The 16,651-nt window shown below is 64.2% G+C and carries 15 protein-coding genes; 10 read left to right on the forward strand and 5 right to left on the reverse strand.

Features of this window, described 5'->3' with window-relative positions; all coding sequences use genetic code 11:
- Positions 1-524 precede the first annotated feature (524 nt).
- The 3 genes from DJ029_RS22500 to DJ029_RS00015 all read right to left on the reverse strand — a co-directional run bounded on the left by DJ029_RS22500 (position 525) and on the right by DJ029_RS00015 (position 1,783).
- The gene (locus DJ029_RS22500; RefSeq protein WP_112320280.1) at positions 525-1,007 is read right to left on the reverse strand and encodes an HNH endonuclease family protein; all 483 of its coding nucleotides are present in this window, start codon (positions 1,005-1,007) and stop codon (positions 525-527) included.
- Between the two features lie 156 nt (positions 1,008-1,163).
- Positions 1,164-1,451 carry a transposase gene (locus DJ029_RS00010; RefSeq protein WP_112320281.1) on the reverse strand — a complete coding sequence of 96 codons (288 nt, stop codon included), beginning with the start codon at positions 1,449-1,451 and terminating at the stop codon, positions 1,164-1,166.
- A 107-nt stretch (positions 1,452-1,558) separates the two neighbouring features.
- Complete coding sequence (locus DJ029_RS00015) at positions 1,559-1,783, reverse strand: hypothetical protein (protein WP_112320282.1); 225 nt, start codon at positions 1,781-1,783, stop codon at positions 1,559-1,561.
- A gap of 558 nt (positions 1,784-2,341) precedes the next feature.
- Here DJ029_RS00015 and DJ029_RS00020 point away from each other — a divergent pair.
- The 4 genes from DJ029_RS00020 (at position 2,342) to DJ029_RS00035 (ending at position 5,871) form a co-directional block, all read left to right on the forward strand.
- Positions 2,342-2,734 carry a TadE/TadG family type IV pilus assembly protein gene (locus DJ029_RS00020; RefSeq protein WP_157966208.1) on the forward strand — a complete coding sequence of 131 codons (393 nt, stop codon included), beginning with the start codon at positions 2,342-2,344 and terminating at the stop codon, positions 2,732-2,734.
- Positions 2,731-4,122, forward strand: a complete 1,392-nt coding sequence (locus DJ029_RS00025; protein ID WP_112320284.1) for a TadE/TadG family type IV pilus assembly protein — start codon at positions 2,731-2,733, stop codon at positions 4,120-4,122. Before DJ029_RS00020 ends, DJ029_RS00025 begins: the two co-directional genes overlap by 4 nt.
- 29 nt (positions 4,123-4,151) lie before the next feature.
- Positions 4,152-4,745, forward strand: coding sequence for a hypothetical protein (locus DJ029_RS00030; RefSeq protein ID WP_112320285.1), 594 nt, complete (start codon positions 4,152-4,154; stop codon positions 4,743-4,745).
- Positions 4,746-5,091: 346 nt separating this feature from the next.
- Positions 5,092-5,871, forward strand: a complete 780-nt coding sequence (locus DJ029_RS00035; RefSeq protein WP_112320286.1) for a response regulator transcription factor — start codon at positions 5,092-5,094, stop codon at positions 5,869-5,871.
- 40 nt (positions 5,872-5,911) lie between these two features.
- Here the strand turns inward: DJ029_RS00035 and DJ029_RS00040 are convergent, their stop codons facing one another.
- Positions 5,912-8,554 carry a PAS domain-containing hybrid sensor histidine kinase/response regulator gene (locus DJ029_RS00040; protein WP_112320287.1) on the reverse strand — a complete coding sequence of 881 codons (2,643 nt, stop codon included), beginning with the start codon at positions 8,552-8,554 and terminating at the stop codon, positions 5,912-5,914.
- Between the two features lie 429 nt (positions 8,555-8,983).
- Between DJ029_RS00040 and DJ029_RS00045 the strand changes: the two genes are divergently transcribed.
- The 6 genes from DJ029_RS00045 (at position 8,984) to DJ029_RS00070 (ending at position 14,706) form a co-directional block, all read left to right on the forward strand.
- Positions 8,984-9,343: a hypothetical protein gene (locus tag DJ029_RS00045; protein ID WP_112320288.1), complete on the forward strand. Its 360-nt coding sequence runs from the start codon at positions 8,984-8,986 to the stop codon at positions 9,341-9,343.
- A 172-nt stretch (positions 9,344-9,515) separates the two neighbouring features.
- Positions 9,516-11,000, forward strand: coding sequence for a winged helix-turn-helix domain-containing protein (locus DJ029_RS00050; protein WP_157966209.1), 1,485 nt, complete (start codon positions 9,516-9,518; stop codon positions 10,998-11,000).
- Between the two features lie 229 nt (positions 11,001-11,229).
- Entirely contained in the window at positions 11,230-12,777 is a 1,548-nt protein-coding gene (locus DJ029_RS00055) for a sensor histidine kinase (protein ID WP_232822919.1), read from the forward strand.
- On the forward strand, positions 12,774-13,382 hold the full coding sequence (locus DJ029_RS00060; RefSeq protein WP_112320290.1) for a response regulator transcription factor: 609 nt from the start codon (positions 12,774-12,776) through the stop codon (positions 13,380-13,382). The genes DJ029_RS00055 and DJ029_RS00060 overlap by 4 nt, the downstream gene beginning before the upstream one ends.
- 89 nt (positions 13,383-13,471) lie before the next feature.
- The gene (locus DJ029_RS00065) at positions 13,472-13,963 is read left to right on the forward strand and encodes a GlcG/HbpS family heme-binding protein (protein ID WP_112320291.1); all 492 of its coding nucleotides are present in this window, start codon (positions 13,472-13,474) and stop codon (positions 13,961-13,963) included.
- Between the two features lie 68 nt (positions 13,964-14,031).
- On the forward strand, positions 14,032-14,706 hold the full coding sequence (locus DJ029_RS00070) for an ankyrin repeat domain-containing protein (RefSeq protein ID WP_112320292.1): 675 nt from the start codon (positions 14,032-14,034) through the stop codon (positions 14,704-14,706).
- 428 nt (positions 14,707-15,134) lie between these two features.
- Here the strand turns inward: DJ029_RS00070 and DJ029_RS00075 are convergent, their stop codons facing one another.
- Positions 15,135-16,328 carry an HPP family protein gene (locus DJ029_RS00075; RefSeq protein ID WP_112320293.1) on the reverse strand — a complete coding sequence of 398 codons (1,194 nt, stop codon included), beginning with the start codon at positions 16,326-16,328 and terminating at the stop codon, positions 15,135-15,137.
- Between the last annotated feature and the right edge of the window lie 323 nt (positions 16,329-16,651).

The following is a 16,651-nucleotide window of genomic DNA, read 5'->3' on the forward strand; positions in this document are numbered from 1 at the left end:
CCGCCAGCCGTGGTCTATTGGCAGAGAAATGATATCAACCAACCCGATCAGCAGGTGCAACGAGTAGCTTAATTTACGCCAGATCCTGTCCAACGGATGGGGAGTAGCTCACCCTTATCTGCCTGTTTCCATTTGCTTCTTCATAAAATAGCGCTAGATCCCGTACGTCCTGTAGTCTTTCAAAGGAAAACGGCGCATTGCCAACCCCGCTCAATGCGCATAGCAGCCGTTAGAACATAGCGCAGTATCCGGTAAAACGGGCTCGAACCGGTCATGCGGCGCTGCGGCGTGCCGCGTGACCACCCTGGCGGAGCAACTCGGCGCTCCCGGCCCGGAGCAGCCGTTCCTGTCAATTGAAATTCCGCGCCGCAGCGAGCTTGAAGCGATCTCTTGATCTGCTGGAAGCATCAGCGTTGCATCCTTAGTCTATGCGCGCCGAAAGCAGGTTCTGAGTAGCCCCGAAGAACAGCCGAACTGCCTGAGGGGAGCGAAGCGCTCCCTTAGGCTCGCCGGAAAATGTCAGCCTATGCAGCCGGCCATGCTTTCAGCGCAAGGGTAGCCATCTTTTGCTGCCGATCTTCCAACTCCTGCGGTGACCAGCCTTCGCATTCTCCGAGTGCAGCGGTGGTAGTCAGGCTACTCTTTTCGAAAAACGGCTTCTTGGCTGCGAAGCTACCGTTTGGCATACCGTTGTTCTCGCTCCTCCGAAGGAGGCAAAGGTTGCCAAGCCGGGCTTTGAATTCCGCGTGAGTATCAGCATCAAAACTCTCTCTGCCAGTCGCTGGGAGAGCTTTGCGAAGAATGTGCTCAAGGGTGATCTGGTGAGGGTCTGCATTGACCCACTCCTCCTCACCTTTGTCCGGCGACGCAGTGTGCTCTAACTCCCTCAGGATATATCGGGCCAAGGCCGCCTTCGATACACGAGCACTTGCGAACACCTCCTCGAACTCTTTATCCGAAACAAGAATCTTTTTTAGGGCCTCTACGAGCTGGTTGTGTTTAGAGATCTCGCTTTATCGCCAACCGCAGCGCATCATCGTCTCTCGGGGTCGGCCGGTATTGCAAGGAGCTCCGCGCGAGGCCGATCACCCGACACGTCCGGCGCTCAGACGTCGCGAGCTTCTGGCGCGTATGAATGACGGCCTGACGGAGCTCCTCTGTGGTCACGCCCAGAGCTTTAGATGGCTCAGGCTTTCCTTGAGGATGAGCTTGTCCAGTTCGAGCTCCGCAACGATCTTCTTCAGCCGCGCGTTCTCTTTCTCCAGGCTCTTCATCTCCGACAGCTGCGACCGGCCCATCCCGCCAAACCGCCTCCGCCAGTTGTAATACGTCGCATCGCTGATACCGACGCTCCGACACGCCGATGCCACATCATCACCAGCCGTCAGCTTGAGCCCAATCTCACGCAGCAGCTTCAAGATGTCTTCGTCTGAATGTCGCTTCCTCGCCATGCCCAATCCCCCTCTCGCGGACAATGTAATGGCCCAGTTCTAGGGGGGAAGGACACCTCCAGCAGCCAAGTTTTGGCCGGCGACGGATCAGGAGGTGTTAGCGAAACTCAGAAGGAATTCATCACGGCCAGGATGTGGCGGCTGGCGACGTACCAGAACACGCCCGTCATCGCGTAGAGGATGGAGAAGCGGATCGCGTATTTACGCACAATCGACTTGTCCAACTGAATGTTCAGGATCTGTTCCGCGGCCATGGCAGAACGGGCCAGAATACGCTGCGCGAGGGGTTCGGTATGATAGGCAGCGCGATCACTGTGAGGCATGTCGGTCAACGCAGGACTCCTTCGTTTAAGGAATGATTTTCACATGGAAACTCCGGGACATCGTTACGAAAAGCCTACTTATGCGGTTAACCATGGCGGGAGTTCTTACCCTGTGAATTTCAGGTATGTGCGGATTGCGCGCAAAACTATGTAAACGGCGGTCATGGCTTGACGGCCCATGCAACCGGGAACCCGACCTGGAGAGAAGTTCGGGTGGCAGCCCCCTACGTGAGCCCGGAATCCATTAATTTTCTGATGTTTTTAAGCATACATTTGACTACATTTTAAAACGCAACGATCACAAACAATACTTTAAGAATGTAGTACGACTACATCGCCCCATATTTTATTTCACAACCACCCCGACAGCCGACTGAATACAATCCACGCAAACCAGTCGAGCGCCTTGAAGCCGAGACCTCCCGAACCCAATCGCAAACTTTCTGCACAACTCGGAGATATTACTCACAAATAATAACTCTAACGATGGTCAGCGTCATCTCTACCCTGTCAGTGCGTAAAGAGTTTCCCGAGATTCCCTCCAATCTCATGAAGGCGGCGCAAGCAATGGCAAGCCCCAAGGCAAAATTCATCGCGGATGAAAACGGCAGCGAGACCACAGCTTTCGTATTGTGGGTGCCGGTCTTCTTCCTCGTCCTGTTCTTTTCGCTCGATGTCACGCTCAGCATGGTCGCGCATTCCCGTATGTGGGACGTCGCGCGGGACACGGTTCGCCAGATGTCCCTCGGGATCGTCGATGCGTCCGGGGCCGTCAGCTACGCACAGTCGGCCGACTACCTTCTGGGCGCCACCCCGGCGGTGACGGCGGGCAACTCGGGCACCGAGGTTTGGGTCGACATCAAGCTTCCGATCTCCAGCGTGACCTTTTTCGACTTCATCGGCGTCGCCGGCAGCGGGGTGATGACCGCACGCGCGACCATGATCCAGGAACCGTCATGACACGCCCCGCGCCCCATGCCTGCCGTGCGGCGCGGCGCATTCAGGCTGCTCGTCGGGACGAGGAGGGCGGCGCGCTGGTCCTCGGCATCCTGTGGACGGCGATACTGCTGCTGATCGGCGGATTGGCCATCGATACCACCAACGCGTGGCGCAACAGGGCCATGTTGCAGGTGACGGTAGATGCGGCGACCCATGCCGGGGTCATGAAGCTGCCCCAACCCGGCCGGGCAATCACGAACGCGCAGAAATCCGAGATAATCGCCGAGGCCGTCCGCATGGCGAAGCTGCACATGAGCCCCTCCGTTTACGGAGAGGTGGTGACGCCCGACACGGTCCAGGTCGGTCGGTGGAATCCGGCTGACGGTACGATCGACACCACGTCGCTTTATCCCGACACCATCCAGGTGACCGCGAAGCGCACGTCCGACCTGGGGAACCCCGTTGCCTGGATGATCATGGACATGATCGGCGCCGCACAAAGCTGGGACGTCGGCGCCACGTCGATGGTGCAGCGGTTCCTGCCGGACTGCATGACCGACGGCATCGTCAGCGCCGAGTATTCCGAACTCACCTCCGGGAACGAGATCGTGGCCCCGTTCTGCCTGCACGGGGAAACCGGCGTTTCGATGAGCAACTCCAACAGTTTCGAGGAGGGCACGATCGTTTCGATGCCCGATTTTTCGATGCTGGAACTGCCCCAGGCCGGGTACGAGTCGAACCCCGGACTGCTGGAAGCCCTGGCGCAGGAGCACCTCTATCCCCGGCTGACCGCCGATATCCCTATGCTGTTCGAGGCGTTGCAGGACATCCGCTCGCCCTACCAGCCGGGGTACATCCTGAACGGTTATGGCCACGAGATCGATGTGAACCAGAGCGACTTCAACCCCGCCGCTTTGTCGCCCGGCAACGTGTACCGGGTGCGCTGTGGCAACGGTACGCTGCCGCTGGCGGAAAGCCCGTCGAACAAGACCCTGAAACTGGAAAGCGACGCGGTCCTGTTCAAGAACGTGATCGTCACGAACTGCGCGGTGATGATTTCGGCGGGCGCTTTCATCGGCGATTCGGTCGTGATCACGTCGAACACCGGCTCACAGAGCATCGGCGGCAACAGCGGCGCGGAAGTGGGCGCGCCCGACAGCTGCACCGCTGGCGGGCGGGCCGCGCTGATGACCAAGGGGGACGTCGTCTTCCCATCCACCGCCAAGTTCAACGATGCGCAGATCGTGGCGCTGGGCTCGGTGCATATCGCGGCAGCGCCGGGGGGGATCACCGGGATCCAGGTAGAAGCCCTCGGCCCCGTCAAACTGACGGCCAGCGGCGGATTCGCCCTGTGTCCGAACCGCGACTACCCCGACTTCCAAGGCAACCATTACCGCTTCGTCAAATGACGACGGACACGGGTTAGAAAGGAAACACCATGAAAAGCACGACCGCACCCGCCGCGACACCCGGCTCCAATGGCGCTGCGAAACTGCTGTTCATCGCGGGAACGACGCTCCTCCTGGGGGCCGGTGCGGCGGCGTTCGACGCGGCCGTGAACGGGCAGCAGGCCAGCTTCAGCTTTCTTGAAAGCGGCCAGACGCAGACGCGCGCTGACGTGACACCGCTGATCAGCTACATGCCCCCGGCCTATGACACCTGGCGCCGCACCGACTTTGTCGAGCCGAAGGCGGCGCGCCGGGCGTTGGAGCGGTATTCGGCGGCGTTTGGCCTGCCCAGCCACGGCGACGCCGAGGCGGACGACAAGCACGCCACCCTTGCCCATTACGCCGGTCCCAACGCGGAGTTCGTGATCTTCATCAAGCGAATCCCCGCGGGCGAATGGGCCCCGCCCGAGGGGCCGGTTTCGATCATGGACGGCAAGATCTTCCGCAACCATGCGCCGGGCCATCCGAAGGTGGTCGATATCTCTCTCGAACGCCCTGACGGGCTGAGTGTGACGGTTCGCGGGCGCGGGCAACTGGCCACGGTCTGGCCGGTGCTCAGGAACCTCGGGTTCTGGAGGTCTTGAGGCGCGAAAACGCCGCCATCGCCGGATATGGCGCGCTGAATCGGTGTTTCGCTGCCTTTCGTGCGACTGGCGGGCCGTCGTCGTGACGGCCCCCTTCCCGGATGGCGCGCGATTCCTTGAAAAACATCAACTTAAAGTCACTGCGTGGCCAATATTTCGCCCCCATTCCATCCCCCTATGACAATCGGAAAAGGTCACGACACCTGGATCGCATTTGCGGTCCGGATCCGGTAAGACCGACCCAGCGCCAGTAATTCACCGCGTAAAATGTCTCTGATTGGTTTGTATAGAATTCTTGGGTTCCAGTCGGGCCGGTGCGTGTGTGTGAATATGTGGGGAAACTTCAATGCCGAGAGATACGCATAAACCGCAGTCGGAATTTGGCCAGAAGCCGGTCATTCTGATCGTGGACGACGAACCCGAGGTCGCCGAACTGGTGCGCGTGGGAATGAAGCTTGAAGGGTTCGACGTCGTGACAGCGGGCAGCCTGTCCGAGATGAAGGCCCGGGCCGCCGAACAGCCGATCAGCATGTTCGTGCTGGACGTGATGCTGCCCGACGGCAGCGGGATCGAGATCGCGCGCGAAATCCGCCGCAAGTCGGATGTGGGAATCGTCTTCCTGACCGGGCTGGCGGACGAGATCGACACCGTTGTCGGGCTGGAACTGGGCGCGGACGACTACATCCCGAAACCGTTCCGCCTGCGAGAGATGCGCGCGCGCCTGAACAGCGTCTATCGGCGCACGCAGAAAAACAAGTACCAGATCGGCAGGCAGGCGGACGACCGGGAGGAAGCGACGAGCTCCGACGCATCCTCGGGCCCGGTAAACATCTTCGGTTGGAAGCTGGACAGCCATTCGCGCAGCCTGACCACGCCGGACGGCCGCGACGTGGAGCTGACGACCTCGGAATTCGACCTGCTTCTGGCGCTGGCGCGAAACCGCGGGCGGGTGATGACACGCAACCAGTTGCTCGACGCGCTTCGTGGCGACGACTGGGCGAGCTACGACCGCCTGATCGACGGCCTTGTCAGCCGGATCCGCACCAAGTTCGCCGACGCGGGCGAGGCGCGGACCATCATCCGCACCGTGCGCGGCATCGGCTACATGATGGTCAACGGCAACTGACGGACCCGCATCCCGCGCCTGCCCGATCACCAATCCGAATTCAGGCGCGTGCGTAGCGCTCGTCCTTGAGGGCGGAACTGACTGCCGCCGCCAGCTCGGTGCGCCGGTAGGGTTTGCGCAGGAAGATGTCGGTCGGTGAGATTCCCCCGATCACCGACGGGTCGCTGAAACCCGACGCGAACAGCACCGGCAGGTTCGGGCGCACGGCGCGCGCGGCCTCGCTGAGTTCCACGCCATCCATGGGGCCGGGCATCACGATATCGGTAAACAGCAGGTCGATCGGATCCTTGCGTTCGATGATCTTCATGGCCGATGCCGCGTCACAGGCATCGATCACCGTGTAGTTCAGCTTTTCCAGCTGCTTCGTCGCCATTTCGCGCAGCCTGTCGTTGTCCTCGACAAGCAGGATGGTGTGGCCCAGCCCCTTTGGCGCGGCCCCCGACGTGGCCCCGTTCTCGTTCTCCAGCTCCTTCATGTCGACGCTGGGAAGATACACGTGCACCGCGGTGCCCTGCCCCAGTTCGCTGTCGATCGCGATATGCCCGCCGGATTGCTTGATGAAGCCGAACACCATGCTCAGCCCAAGGCCCGTGCCCTTGCCCACTTCCTTCGTTGTGAAGAAGGGTTCGAACACCCGGTCGAGCACCGCCGGATCGATACCCTGCCCCGTATCCGCCACGGTGATCATCGTGTAGTTGCCCGGGGCCCGGTCCCTGGACGGGCCGCCGGTGGTGTCGTCGATCACCACATGCTCGGCCTCTATCGACAGCGATCCGCCCGAGGGCATTGCATCGCGCGCGTTCAGCGCCAGGTTCATGATGGCCGACTGTAGCTGCGTGGCGTCGATCTTTGAGGGCCCGCAGTCCCCGACGACGTCGATCATGACGGTGATCCGCTCACCGACCAGGCGCTGGATCATGCCGGACATATCGCGCAGCATCGCCCCCACATCCACGGTCGAGGCCGCCAGCGGTTGCCGCCGGGCGAAGGCCAGCATCTGCTTGTTCAACTCGGCCCCGCGCAGGCTGGCGTCCAGCGCGGTGTCCGCGTAGTGCGCCGCCAGCGTGTTGCCGGCAAGTTCCTCCTGCAACAGGTCGAGGTTGCCGATCACAATGCCAAGCAGATTGTTGAAGTCATGCGCGACCCCGCCGGTCAGCTGGCCGATCGCCTCCATCTTCTGGGACTGGCGCAGCTGCATTTCCATGTTGCGCTTTTCCGTGATGTCCCGGAAATGCTCGACAATCTGGATCGGGGCCCGGTTTGAGCCGCGGATAAGCCCGCATCTTGCAAGGCACAGGAATTCGCCGCCGCCCTTCCGCACGAAGCGAAGCTCCCGCTCGATAGTTTCCTGCTTGCCTGAGATGAGCGCCGTCTTCTTGCCTTCCTCGGAGGTGCGGTCTTCGGGGTGGATCACCGCTGCAAGGTTGCTGCGCAGCAACTCCCGTTCCGAGAAGCCGGTCAGCCGACAGAGTTCCGGGTTCACCTGAAGGATGTTCCCCTCAAGGTCGGTCAGGGCGATGGCGTCCGGCGCGCTACTGAAGGCGGTCCGGAAACGTTCCTCGCTGGCCTGCAAATCGCGCATCATCTTCTTCCGCTCGGATATGTCGCGGATCGAGCCGATGAAGGATTGCCGCCCGCGGAAAAGGAAGTGGGAGACAGCGATCTCTAGCGCCAGCGCGTGGCCCAGCCGGTTCTTGCCGGTGCATTCCACCGCGCGCGGGCGCGCCGGCGGCGTCGTCCCCTTGCCGCCCGCAGCATCCCCGGACACGGGCAGCTTGTCCATGAGGTCCTGGTCGAACAGCTCGCCGATCTCTCGGCCCACGATTTCTTCGCGCTTCCAGCCGAAGATCAGCTCTGCCGCGCCGTTGAAATCCTCGATCACGCCGAATTCATTGAAAGTGACGATACCGTCCCCGGCATTCGCCAGCAGCGCGGAGTAGCGCGCCTCGCTTTCCTCCAGCGCGACTTCCATCTCGCGGCGGCGGGTCACGTCGCGAAGGCTTACAAGCTGGCAATCCTCGCCGTCCCAGTACACCTTGGAGCCGCGGATCTCGGCCATCAGCCGGTCGCCCTTCGGGCGCACGATCTCCACGTCCATGGGCGCGGTGGTCGTGCCGGTGACGCCGAAGTTGCGCCCGACCAGTTCCTCGATCGGGCGTCCGAACAACTCGCTCGCGGCGGGGTTCGCAAAGACGAGCGTCCCGTCGGGGCGGACCACCAGAAGCGTGTCCGCGGAAATCTCGATCAGCGATTTGAACTGGCGCTCGTAGGTTTCCGAGCTTTTCTCGACAGCGGTTTTCTTCGTGACGGTGCGCGAGATTTCGAGGTCGTAGATCGTCTTGATCAAGGCGTCAGTGTTGTTGAAGCTGACGACACTGTAGTCGCCGCTGACGTGCTTTTCCCGGGTCCTTTCGATTTCCGCCGCGTCGGACAGAAAGATGAAAGCGGGCTTCTGAACGGATTCGCCGCGCACGCGCAGGACGTCTTCCAGCTTCAACCCCGATCCGCTTTCGTGAAAGAGGATCGCGTCCCAGGAAGCCTCGTGCAGGGCCTTTTCCAACGACTCGGCGGTGTGGACGCGCTTGACCTTTGCCTGAGACCACTTTTTCTGAAGAATCCCTGTCATGACGATGTGGTCCAGCTCAACGCTGGTCACGTAAATGACGCTGATACTTCTAGCCATCTCAATTCCTTACCGTCGCACCCGAACCAAATGGAAAAGGGCGCGGCGGACCTTGATACCCCGAGTTTCACCTATCCGTCCAATTTCGCTCAAATTAGACAAACTTGTGGTGTTCGCGTGCAAAAGTGACCCGCCGGTGCCGGGCGCCCGGTTCTTGGATGGGCGGGGGGCAGGGACAGTCGATTCCCAAGGGCAAGTGGCAGAGGATACGGGGCAGAAATTCAGCCCCGCTCTCGACCAGCACCTTGCGAAACGGCGGCCGACCAGCTTGGCGGAACACGAGTGAGCCTCGACGGTTCCTTCTCCTGCCCACCCGGATCAGCGAAAATTTCGTTCCGATTTCGTGTGGCTTTCCTGCGCAGGATCGCGACAGGTGCGACGTTGGTTCATGAACCCGTCCCCGAAACCCGACATGTCAGGACCCACGAAATGAACCGCACAGCCTTTACCGCCACACTCACCGGCCTAGCCCTTCTTGCCGTCCTTCCGGCGCGGGCGGAGCAGTTTGCCGTTCGGATCGGCTCCGCCTTCGATGGGGCGACGCCCGGGCTTCTGGCGACGCTCAAGATCACCGAGATCGACATCTTCACCCTCGGCGGTGATCACTACCTGATCCTTGACGCGCCCGCTGCGGCCTATGTGGAGGCCTATGTCCAAGCCATTGGGCGCGATGCGGTGGAGCTGAATGCGCTCGACGCGGACTGGACGCACCCCGGCGTGGCCGAGATGCCGCTCGACAAGCGCCTTCGCTTCCTGCGCAAGCTGTCGTGCGACTATTGCGTCACCTGAGCCGGAACCGTGGCCAGCGAGCAGCCTTTGGCCAGAAAGTTGCAGGCGACAGGCCGCATTTGGGATACAGTGCGCAGACCGCGACCGTCGGCACGGCCTCCGGGCCTGCCCCGGGGTGCGGGTATCGGCGCCCGGGGCCCGGGCGTCACCCGAACCGACTGGAACTCATAACATGGAAAACGCGGGCAAGGCGACACTCATCCTCGGGGCCAGCACGTTCGAGCTTTCAAGCCAGACGCTGCGGGATGCCTCGGGCGCTGTGCTGTCGCTTCGCACGCAATCGCTGAAGATCCTTGTTGAGCTTGCGCGAACCCCCGGTCAGCTCGTTTCGCGGGACGCGCTGGCCGAGGTCGTCTGGCCCGATGTCGCGGTGACCGATGACAGCCTTGTGCAATGCATCAAGGACATCCGCGGCGCCCTGATGGACCGGGACAGGACCATCGTGAAGACGGTGATCGGCCAAGGATACATCCTGAATGGCCGCACCGCCGAGGATCCCATGGGCGCCTTGCCGGTGATCTTCGTCGAGCGGTTCCGCGCCGCGCCGGGCATCGCGGAGGAACTGGCCGAGGCGCTGTTCGAAGAGCTGATCGTGCGCCTTTCGCCCCGCAGGGGGGTTGCGCTGGTGACGGAGCCGGATGGCCGCCCCGGGGCGAAGTACGTGATCTCGGGGCGGGTCTCCGAGCGGTCCGGAAGCGCGCGGATCTTCTTTCGCATTGCCCGCCGGGGCTACGGCGCCGATCTTCATGCCGCGACGGAACAGGCCGAGGACGCGGCGATCTGGGATTTGCCGGGCCAGGTGGCCGACGCTATCTCGGCGCAGCTTCGGGTGCGCATGATCATGGGCGACGGGTCCGAATTCGCGCAGATCGACGATGCCAGCCTTTCGACCCAAGAACTGATGGCGAAGGCGGCCTGGCACATGTGCCGCTTCCGGCGGCGGAACTGGCGGGCAGCTCGGGCCGCGCTGGAACAAGCGGTGCGGCTGGCCCCGGACCATCCGATCGCGCTTGCCATGCTGGCCTCGGTTGAGACGCAGATGATCCCGTTGATCCCCTTCAGCGAACTTACCACCGACCCCGAGCGGACCATGGCGCTGTGCGATCGCGCCGTGGAGATCGACCAGTCGAGCGACTGGGTCTTGCGGACTAGGGGCAACGTCCGGTTCTGGCTGCTCGGCGAACATGAGGGCGCCGGTCTCGATTGTCGCCGGGCGCTGGCCATCAACCCCTCGTTTCACCTGGCGCACCTGACGATTGCGACGAGTGAAATCCTGTCGGGATCGCTTGAGGCCGGCGCGCGCCGGTTGGAGGAAATGATGCGGCGGGTGTCATTCGATCCGCAGAACCCGCTCTATTTCTCGCTGATCGCCCTCTCACGACTTCTGGACGGGCAGGTCGAGACCGCGACAGAGCTGGCCCGTGAGGGGCATGAGCGTAATCCCCTGGGGGCATGGAATGCGCTGGTCTATGCCGCGGCGGCGTCTGGCAACGCCGGGATCACGGGGACCGAGGCGTTTCAAAGGATGGTACAACGCGTCGACTTGAGCCCGTCGCATTTCCTGGATTTCCCCTTCACGGATCCGGGGATGGCTGAAGCCCTTCAGGCAAGGGCCTTGGCGGCCGGGATCGCGGAAAAGCACAGCAGGCCAAGCTGAGACGTCGGTTTGCGCATGTTGGCTGCCCTTTCGGACGGTGACGCCCAAATGCAGAATGACCGCAGGAAGTCAGACTGCCGCCTTCGGGGCCACCCGGATCCCTAAAGCACGCGCGGGCTTGCCGTTGCGCCCTGTCTCTGTAGTCCTACGGATATCAAATCACGGCCGGATGCTTATGGTATCCTTTCTTTCACCCGCCCCCCCCGGATCACCCCATTGGACTGGACCCGTGACGAACAGAAATTCCTCACCCCAAGGCGGATGGCCATGGTCCCCCGCCTGGATCACGGGCTGGCTTTTGGCGTGCTGCCTGGCGGTTGCGGTGGTCGCCCTTCTGGAACGCCGCGCGCATCTGTCCGAACTGACGGCGGAAAGCGCGCGTCTGCACGCGGTCGCCTCGCAGCGCGTCAACCAGCATGATGCGCATATGACCGCCCTTTCGGCCATTGCAATCGCGGGGGCGGAGCAGCGGGCCGACCTGTTCCGCGAGGTCTCCGGCGCGGTCATGCGCTTCTATCCGCGGATCATCGGCATCTTTCTCGTGGCGCTCGACCATCAGGCCCCGGCGTTGGAAATCGGCGTGCAGGACGCGGATATCCGGGGCATCATCCGCGACGCCGCCCTTGCGTCGCGCGGGGCCCCCGTTCTGTTGCGCTATCCGTCTGAGCGCCCGGCTTACATGATCGTCAAGCGCAGCCCCAACAGTGACGCGGCGCGTTACGGGTTGGCGCTGGTGATCGACGCGGCTGCCCTGCTGAACGGCGATTCCGCCTATTGGGCGGAGCATGGGACGGCGCGTCGGCTGATCCTGCCGGATGGCGCGATGATCCTTGGCAGCGGCCCGGACATGGCGGCGCCGCAATTCTCGCGCGCGCTGGCGAGCAACACGCAGCCGCTGCGCCTTGAAACGGGGATGACGCTGACGCTTGCAGACATGTTGCCGCCGGGAAGGATCGCCTCGGTCGTCGCCTTGATCACGCTGCTGACCCTTGTTCTGCACGCGGTGATGAAGCAGCGGGCGCAGGTGCGCGCGGCAGAGAAACGCGCCGAGCTGAGCGGGCTGGAATCCCGCCTGAGCCATGCTTCCCGCGTGAACGCCCTTGGCGAAATGGCCAGCGGAATGGCCCATGAGCTGACCCAACCCCTGACGGCCATCCTGGCGCAGGCCCAGGCCGCGCGCCACCTGGCCGCGCGCGGGCAGACCGAACGGGTGGCAGGGGTGCTGGACGGTGTCGTGGAGCAGACCCGGCGCGCGTCCTCGATCCTGGAACGCCTTCGCAACTGGACCCGCCCGCAGGGGCCGAAGCCCGAGCCGATCGACGTCAGGGAATGTATCGGCGTCGCCGAAACCCTGCTCTCGGCACAGGCGGCGGAAATCGGGGCGCGGCTGGCAGTCTCCCTTCCAAGAACCGCGCTCACCGTCACGGCGGACCGCGTGGAGCTGGAACAGGTGCTGTTCAACCTGATCCGCAACGCGCTCGACTCCGTCGCGGAAAGCACAGGCAGGCGCGAGGTCACGGTCGAGGCATCGATTGACGGCAACAGCGCGGTAATCGACGTCGCCGACAGCGGCCCGGGCCTCAGCGAAGATATCCGCTACCGCCTGTTCACGCCCTTCGCGACAACCCGTGCCGACGGAACCGGACTGGGCCTTGCGCTGAGCCAACGCCTGGTGGAGCGCGCCGGCGGCGACCTGGCGGTCGTCGAGGCGCAAGTGGGCGCGCACTTCCGCGTCACGCTGCCGCTGGCGCAGGCCAGCCGGGAGGCGGCGGAATGACCGCGCCGGTCTATCTTGTCGATGACGACGCGGCGGTGCGCGCGGCGCTCTCACTGCTGCTGTCGACGGTGGGGATCGATGTCAGGACATTTCCCGGCCCCGAGGATTTCCTGCAGGCTCTGCCGACGCTGGTTCCGGGGTGCCTGATCCTCGATATCCGGATGCCAGCGATTTCCGGGCTAAAGCTGCAGGAACGTCTGGCGGCGGGCGGTGTGACCTGGCCGACGGTGGTGATCTCGGGCCATGGCGATATCGAGGCGTGCCGAAAGGCGTTCCGCAACGGCGCCATCGATTTCCTGTCCAAACCCGTGGACGAGCAGGACCTGATCGACGCCATCCAGAAGGGACAGGCGACCCTTGGCCGGGCCGCCGCCCAGCAGGCGGAACGCCGCGAGACCTTGGCCCTGATCGACGGGCTGACGCCGCGCGAACGCGAGGTGCTGTCGCTGGTGGCGCGCGGCTTCGCGACCCGTGACATCGCCCTGGCGCTCGACGTCTCGCCCCGGACCGTGGAAAGCCACCGGGCGGCCATCGGGGCGAAGCTCGGAACGACCTCCCCGGCGGAGATGACGCGCCTCTGGATCGAGGCGGAAAACGCTCCGTAGTTCTACGGAGGGCCCTGCACCCCCTACGAATGGGGCGGCCCGGCGTGATCGCGTAAGTCTGTTCCTGTCACCAACAAAGGAGAACCGACATGCTCAGAACGACCGCTATCCTCGCCACAGTTTCCGCCCTGGCAGCCCCCCTGGCCGCCGCCGCCCAGGACCTGCCGACAAGCCCCTACCTGCCGCTCGCCATGGCAAGCGACGCCGCGAACGCCGCGCTTCAGGCCTGTGCCGCAGAGGGTCACAACGTCAGCGTCGCGATCGTCGCCCGCGACGGCAACACCAAGGTGCTTCTGAAGGCAGACAATTCCGGGCCGCACACCGCCTCCAGCGCCACCGGCAAGGCCTTTGCTTCGGCTGGTCTGGGCCGTGACACCGCCGGGCTTGCCGATTTCATCGCCTCCAACCCCCAGAACGACGGTCTGCGCGACATGGACCCGCGCCTGGTAATCCAGGCCGGCGGCCTGCCGATCCGTGTCGGCGGCGCCCTCGTCGGGGGCATCGGTGTCGGCGGCGCGCCCTCGGGCGCGACCGACGCCGACTGCGCGCGTGCCGGTCTCGACGCGATTGGCGCCGAGTAAGGCACATCGGGTCCGCGCGGATGGCGCGCGGACCCACCCACCCCGGGATCACGACAAAGGAGTCCATCATGGCCCGACTTCCCCTTATCGCCCTTCTGGTCGGACTTGCCGGCGCGGCAACGGCCCAGACCGCACCCTCCGCGCGTGAGCTGTCAGCATACGAGGGCTTGTTCATCGCCGCGCACGAAGGCGATGTCGCCGGCATCGAACGCCTGGTCGCAGAGGGCGCGGACGTGAATGCCCGGGACCCGAAGGGCCGCACGCCGGGCCATGTCGCCGCCTTCGCATCGGAAGACGACGCCCTGCGCGCGCTGGCCGCGGCTGGCGAGGACATGAACGCGCTGGAGCACCGCGCCTATGACATCGTGACCATCGCGGCTGTGGCCGACGACCCCGAGCTGATGTCGCTCGCCATCGAACTCGGCAACGATCCGGGCCTCGTGACGAGCCCCTACGACGGAACCGCCCTGATCGCCGCGGCGCATCTTGGCCACGCCGAGGTGGTGCGTCGCCTGATCGCGGCGGGCGCTCCGCTGGATCACGTCAACAACCTGCACTGGACAGCGGTAATGGAGGCGGTCGTGCTCGGCGACGGCGGGCCGGACTACCAGGCCGTGCTCGACGCGCTCCTCTCCGCCGGGGCGGACCGGACCCTGGCCGATCGTGACGGCGTCACGCCGCTCCAACACGCCGAAGCACGGGGCTTCGCGGAGATGGCCGCGCGTCTAAAGCGACCGGATTGAGGGGATCATGGCCTTCGGTTAGGTAGCGAAGCCGCCTGACCGACCATCGCGGACGCGCAATCATCTATCCTAAAAGCCGGGATCCTGGTTTTCCGCCGCTGCGATGAAGGGAAGAGAGGTCCATACTTTCATGTGGCGAACCGAAAGGAAAACGATCTGCGGATCGCCCCAATTCCGCCGTTTCTACCGAGCTGAGAAAGCCGCGCCGTTTGATGGTGGAAAAATGGGACGCCCGCGGTTGGTTGCAGGACACGAACGTTGCGGGAAACGCATACGGTATGTCGCCTCTGAAACAGGGCTCAGCGGGTGCTGAGGAGAGGGAATATATCAACGCTATCTTCGCCACGTACTGGCTGCTGACCTAAAGTCATTCAGCCAAGGCATGTTCTTGGCCACACAGATGACTACAGTGCGAAAGCTCGTCAGCCTCACGCAATCTTCTGCAAGGCGCCGGCCAGAAGCGTCTGGCGCGCAAGGACCGCGATCAGGTCCGACCGGGTCACGATGCCGACGAGGCGTGGGCCTTCGACCACGGGCGCCGCCTGCACCCCTCCGTCGGCCAGCAAACGGACCAGGACGCCGATGCTCTCGGCGGGGCCGACGGTGCGGACGTCGCCGGTCATGATGTCGCGCGCGCGCAGGCGCCGGTCGCGGACCTGGCTGGTCAGGGCTGCGGCGAAACCCGCCCCGACGCCGGCCGGGTCGAGGCGGGCGCGCTGGATCAGGTCGTTCTGGGTGATGATGCCGCGCAAGCCGCCCTGCCCGTCCACGACCGGCAGGCTCTTGAACCTGTGCCGGCGAAAGAGGTCCGCGACAACGCCGAGGCGGGTATCGGGGGCGACGGTGACCAGGTCACGGGACATGACCGCGCCGCAGGTCAGGTCCTCGAAGTGGCGACGCGCGGCCTCGGCCTCGGCTGCGGCCAGGATGCGGCCGAAATCCTCGGCGCCGATGTTGGCGCTCAGGTTGAACCGGTCGAGTACGGCGGTCAGCTCATCCGCGCTTTGCCACAGCCGCCGTTCCGGCGGGGGGTCGGCAGTCGCATGGGCCCCGGGCTGCGCCGGCTGGCGGAAGGGATAGTGCCGCCCCGTTGTGCGGTTGTAGAGCACGGCGAACGCCACCAGCAGCACCGTGTCGAGCATCACCGGGGCAAGCACGAAACCAAAACCCAGACCGCCGGAGAGCGGATCGCTCAACACCGTCGCAAGCGCCACCGCCGCGCCCGGCGGGTGCATGGCGCGCAGGACCGCCATCGCCACCATAGCGGCAAAGACGGACAGGCCCGCGGTCAACTCGACCGGCAAGCCCAGGTGCAGGACGCTGATCGCGACAAAGGCGGAGGCGCTGTTGCCCGCCACCGCCGACCACGGCTGGGCGAGCGGGGAGTTCGGAACGGCAAAGACCAGGAACGCCGTCGCGCCGAGCGGCGCGATCAGCAGCAGGCCGGGGGCTGAGCCGACCCAGGCCCCCAGGGCGATCAGGATCGCACCGCAAAGGGCAAGGCCCAAGCCCGCCCCCAGCGATGCGCGCAAAGCCTCACGCATGGACGGGCGGGACATGGCCGGGCCGAGCGCGCGCAGGGTGCGGCGCAGACGCACCCGCGTGCGCGGCGCGCGCAACATCGCGGGCGGGCGCGGCGGTGGCGCTCCGGGAACCGCGCTAAATCGTTGCTCGGGGACCGCGGGGGAATGTGTGTTCGGTTTGCTGGGCACCGGATCACGCCCCGTTCGTCAGGGGCGCCCATGACGCCAGAGGGGGCCGGGAAATCGCGTATCTCAATGCTCGTCACTCCTGGCCTGCTCGCATCGCGGGTGCGCAGGGCCCTGCCGGTCGTCTTGCGGGAAATTGGGTTCCCATGCGCATGGCTCTGGCCGCGCGGCCCGCGCGTGGGCTCGATGCAGCAGGGTTGGCCTTTGGGCAAGCCCTGACCCGGTTGCGGGCGGCC

The organism is Oceanibium sediminis (genome assembly GCF_003265325.1).
Classification (GTDB): Bacteria; Pseudomonadota; Alphaproteobacteria; order Rhodobacterales; family Rhodobacteraceae; genus Halovulum; species Halovulum sediminis.

What these genes read in the sequence shown, in the direction of transcription:
- DJ029_RS00010 (WP_112320281.1), bottom strand. Translation starts at nt 1,451, where the DNA reads ATGGCGAGGAAGCGACATTCAGACGAAGACATCTTGAAGCTGCTGCGT.
- DJ029_RS00020 (WP_157966208.1), top strand. Translation starts at nt 2,342, where the DNA reads ATGGCAAGCCCCAAGGCAAAATTCATCGCGGATGAAAACGGCAGCGAG.
- DJ029_RS00025 (WP_112320284.1), top strand. Translation starts at nt 2,731, where the DNA reads ATGACACGCCCCGCGCCCCATGCCTGCCGTGCGGCGCGGCGCATTCAG.
- DJ029_RS00030 (WP_112320285.1), top strand. Translation starts at nt 4,152, where the DNA reads ATGAAAAGCACGACCGCACCCGCCGCGACACCCGGCTCCAATGGCGCT.
- DJ029_RS00035 (WP_112320286.1), top strand. Translation starts at nt 5,092, where the DNA reads ATGCCGAGAGATACGCATAAACCGCAGTCGGAATTTGGCCAGAAGCCG.
- DJ029_RS00040 (WP_112320287.1), bottom strand. Translation starts at nt 8,554, where the DNA reads ATGGCTAGAAGTATCAGCGTCATTTACGTGACCAGCGTTGAGCTGGAC.
- DJ029_RS00045 (WP_112320288.1), top strand. Translation starts at nt 8,984, where the DNA reads ATGAACCGCACAGCCTTTACCGCCACACTCACCGGCCTAGCCCTTCTT.
- DJ029_RS00050 (WP_157966209.1), top strand. Translation starts at nt 9,516, where the DNA reads ATGGAAAACGCGGGCAAGGCGACACTCATCCTCGGGGCCAGCACGTTC.
- DJ029_RS00060 (WP_112320290.1), top strand. Translation starts at nt 12,774, where the DNA reads ATGACCGCGCCGGTCTATCTTGTCGATGACGACGCGGCGGTGCGCGCG.
- DJ029_RS00065 (WP_112320291.1), top strand. Translation starts at nt 13,472, where the DNA reads ATGCTCAGAACGACCGCTATCCTCGCCACAGTTTCCGCCCTGGCAGCC.
- DJ029_RS00070 (WP_112320292.1), top strand. Translation starts at nt 14,032, where the DNA reads ATGGCCCGACTTCCCCTTATCGCCCTTCTGGTCGGACTTGCCGGCGCG.
- DJ029_RS00075 (WP_112320293.1), bottom strand. Translation starts at nt 16,328, where the DNA reads ATGTTGCGCGCGCCGCGCACGCGGGTGCGTCTGCGCCGCACCCTGCGC.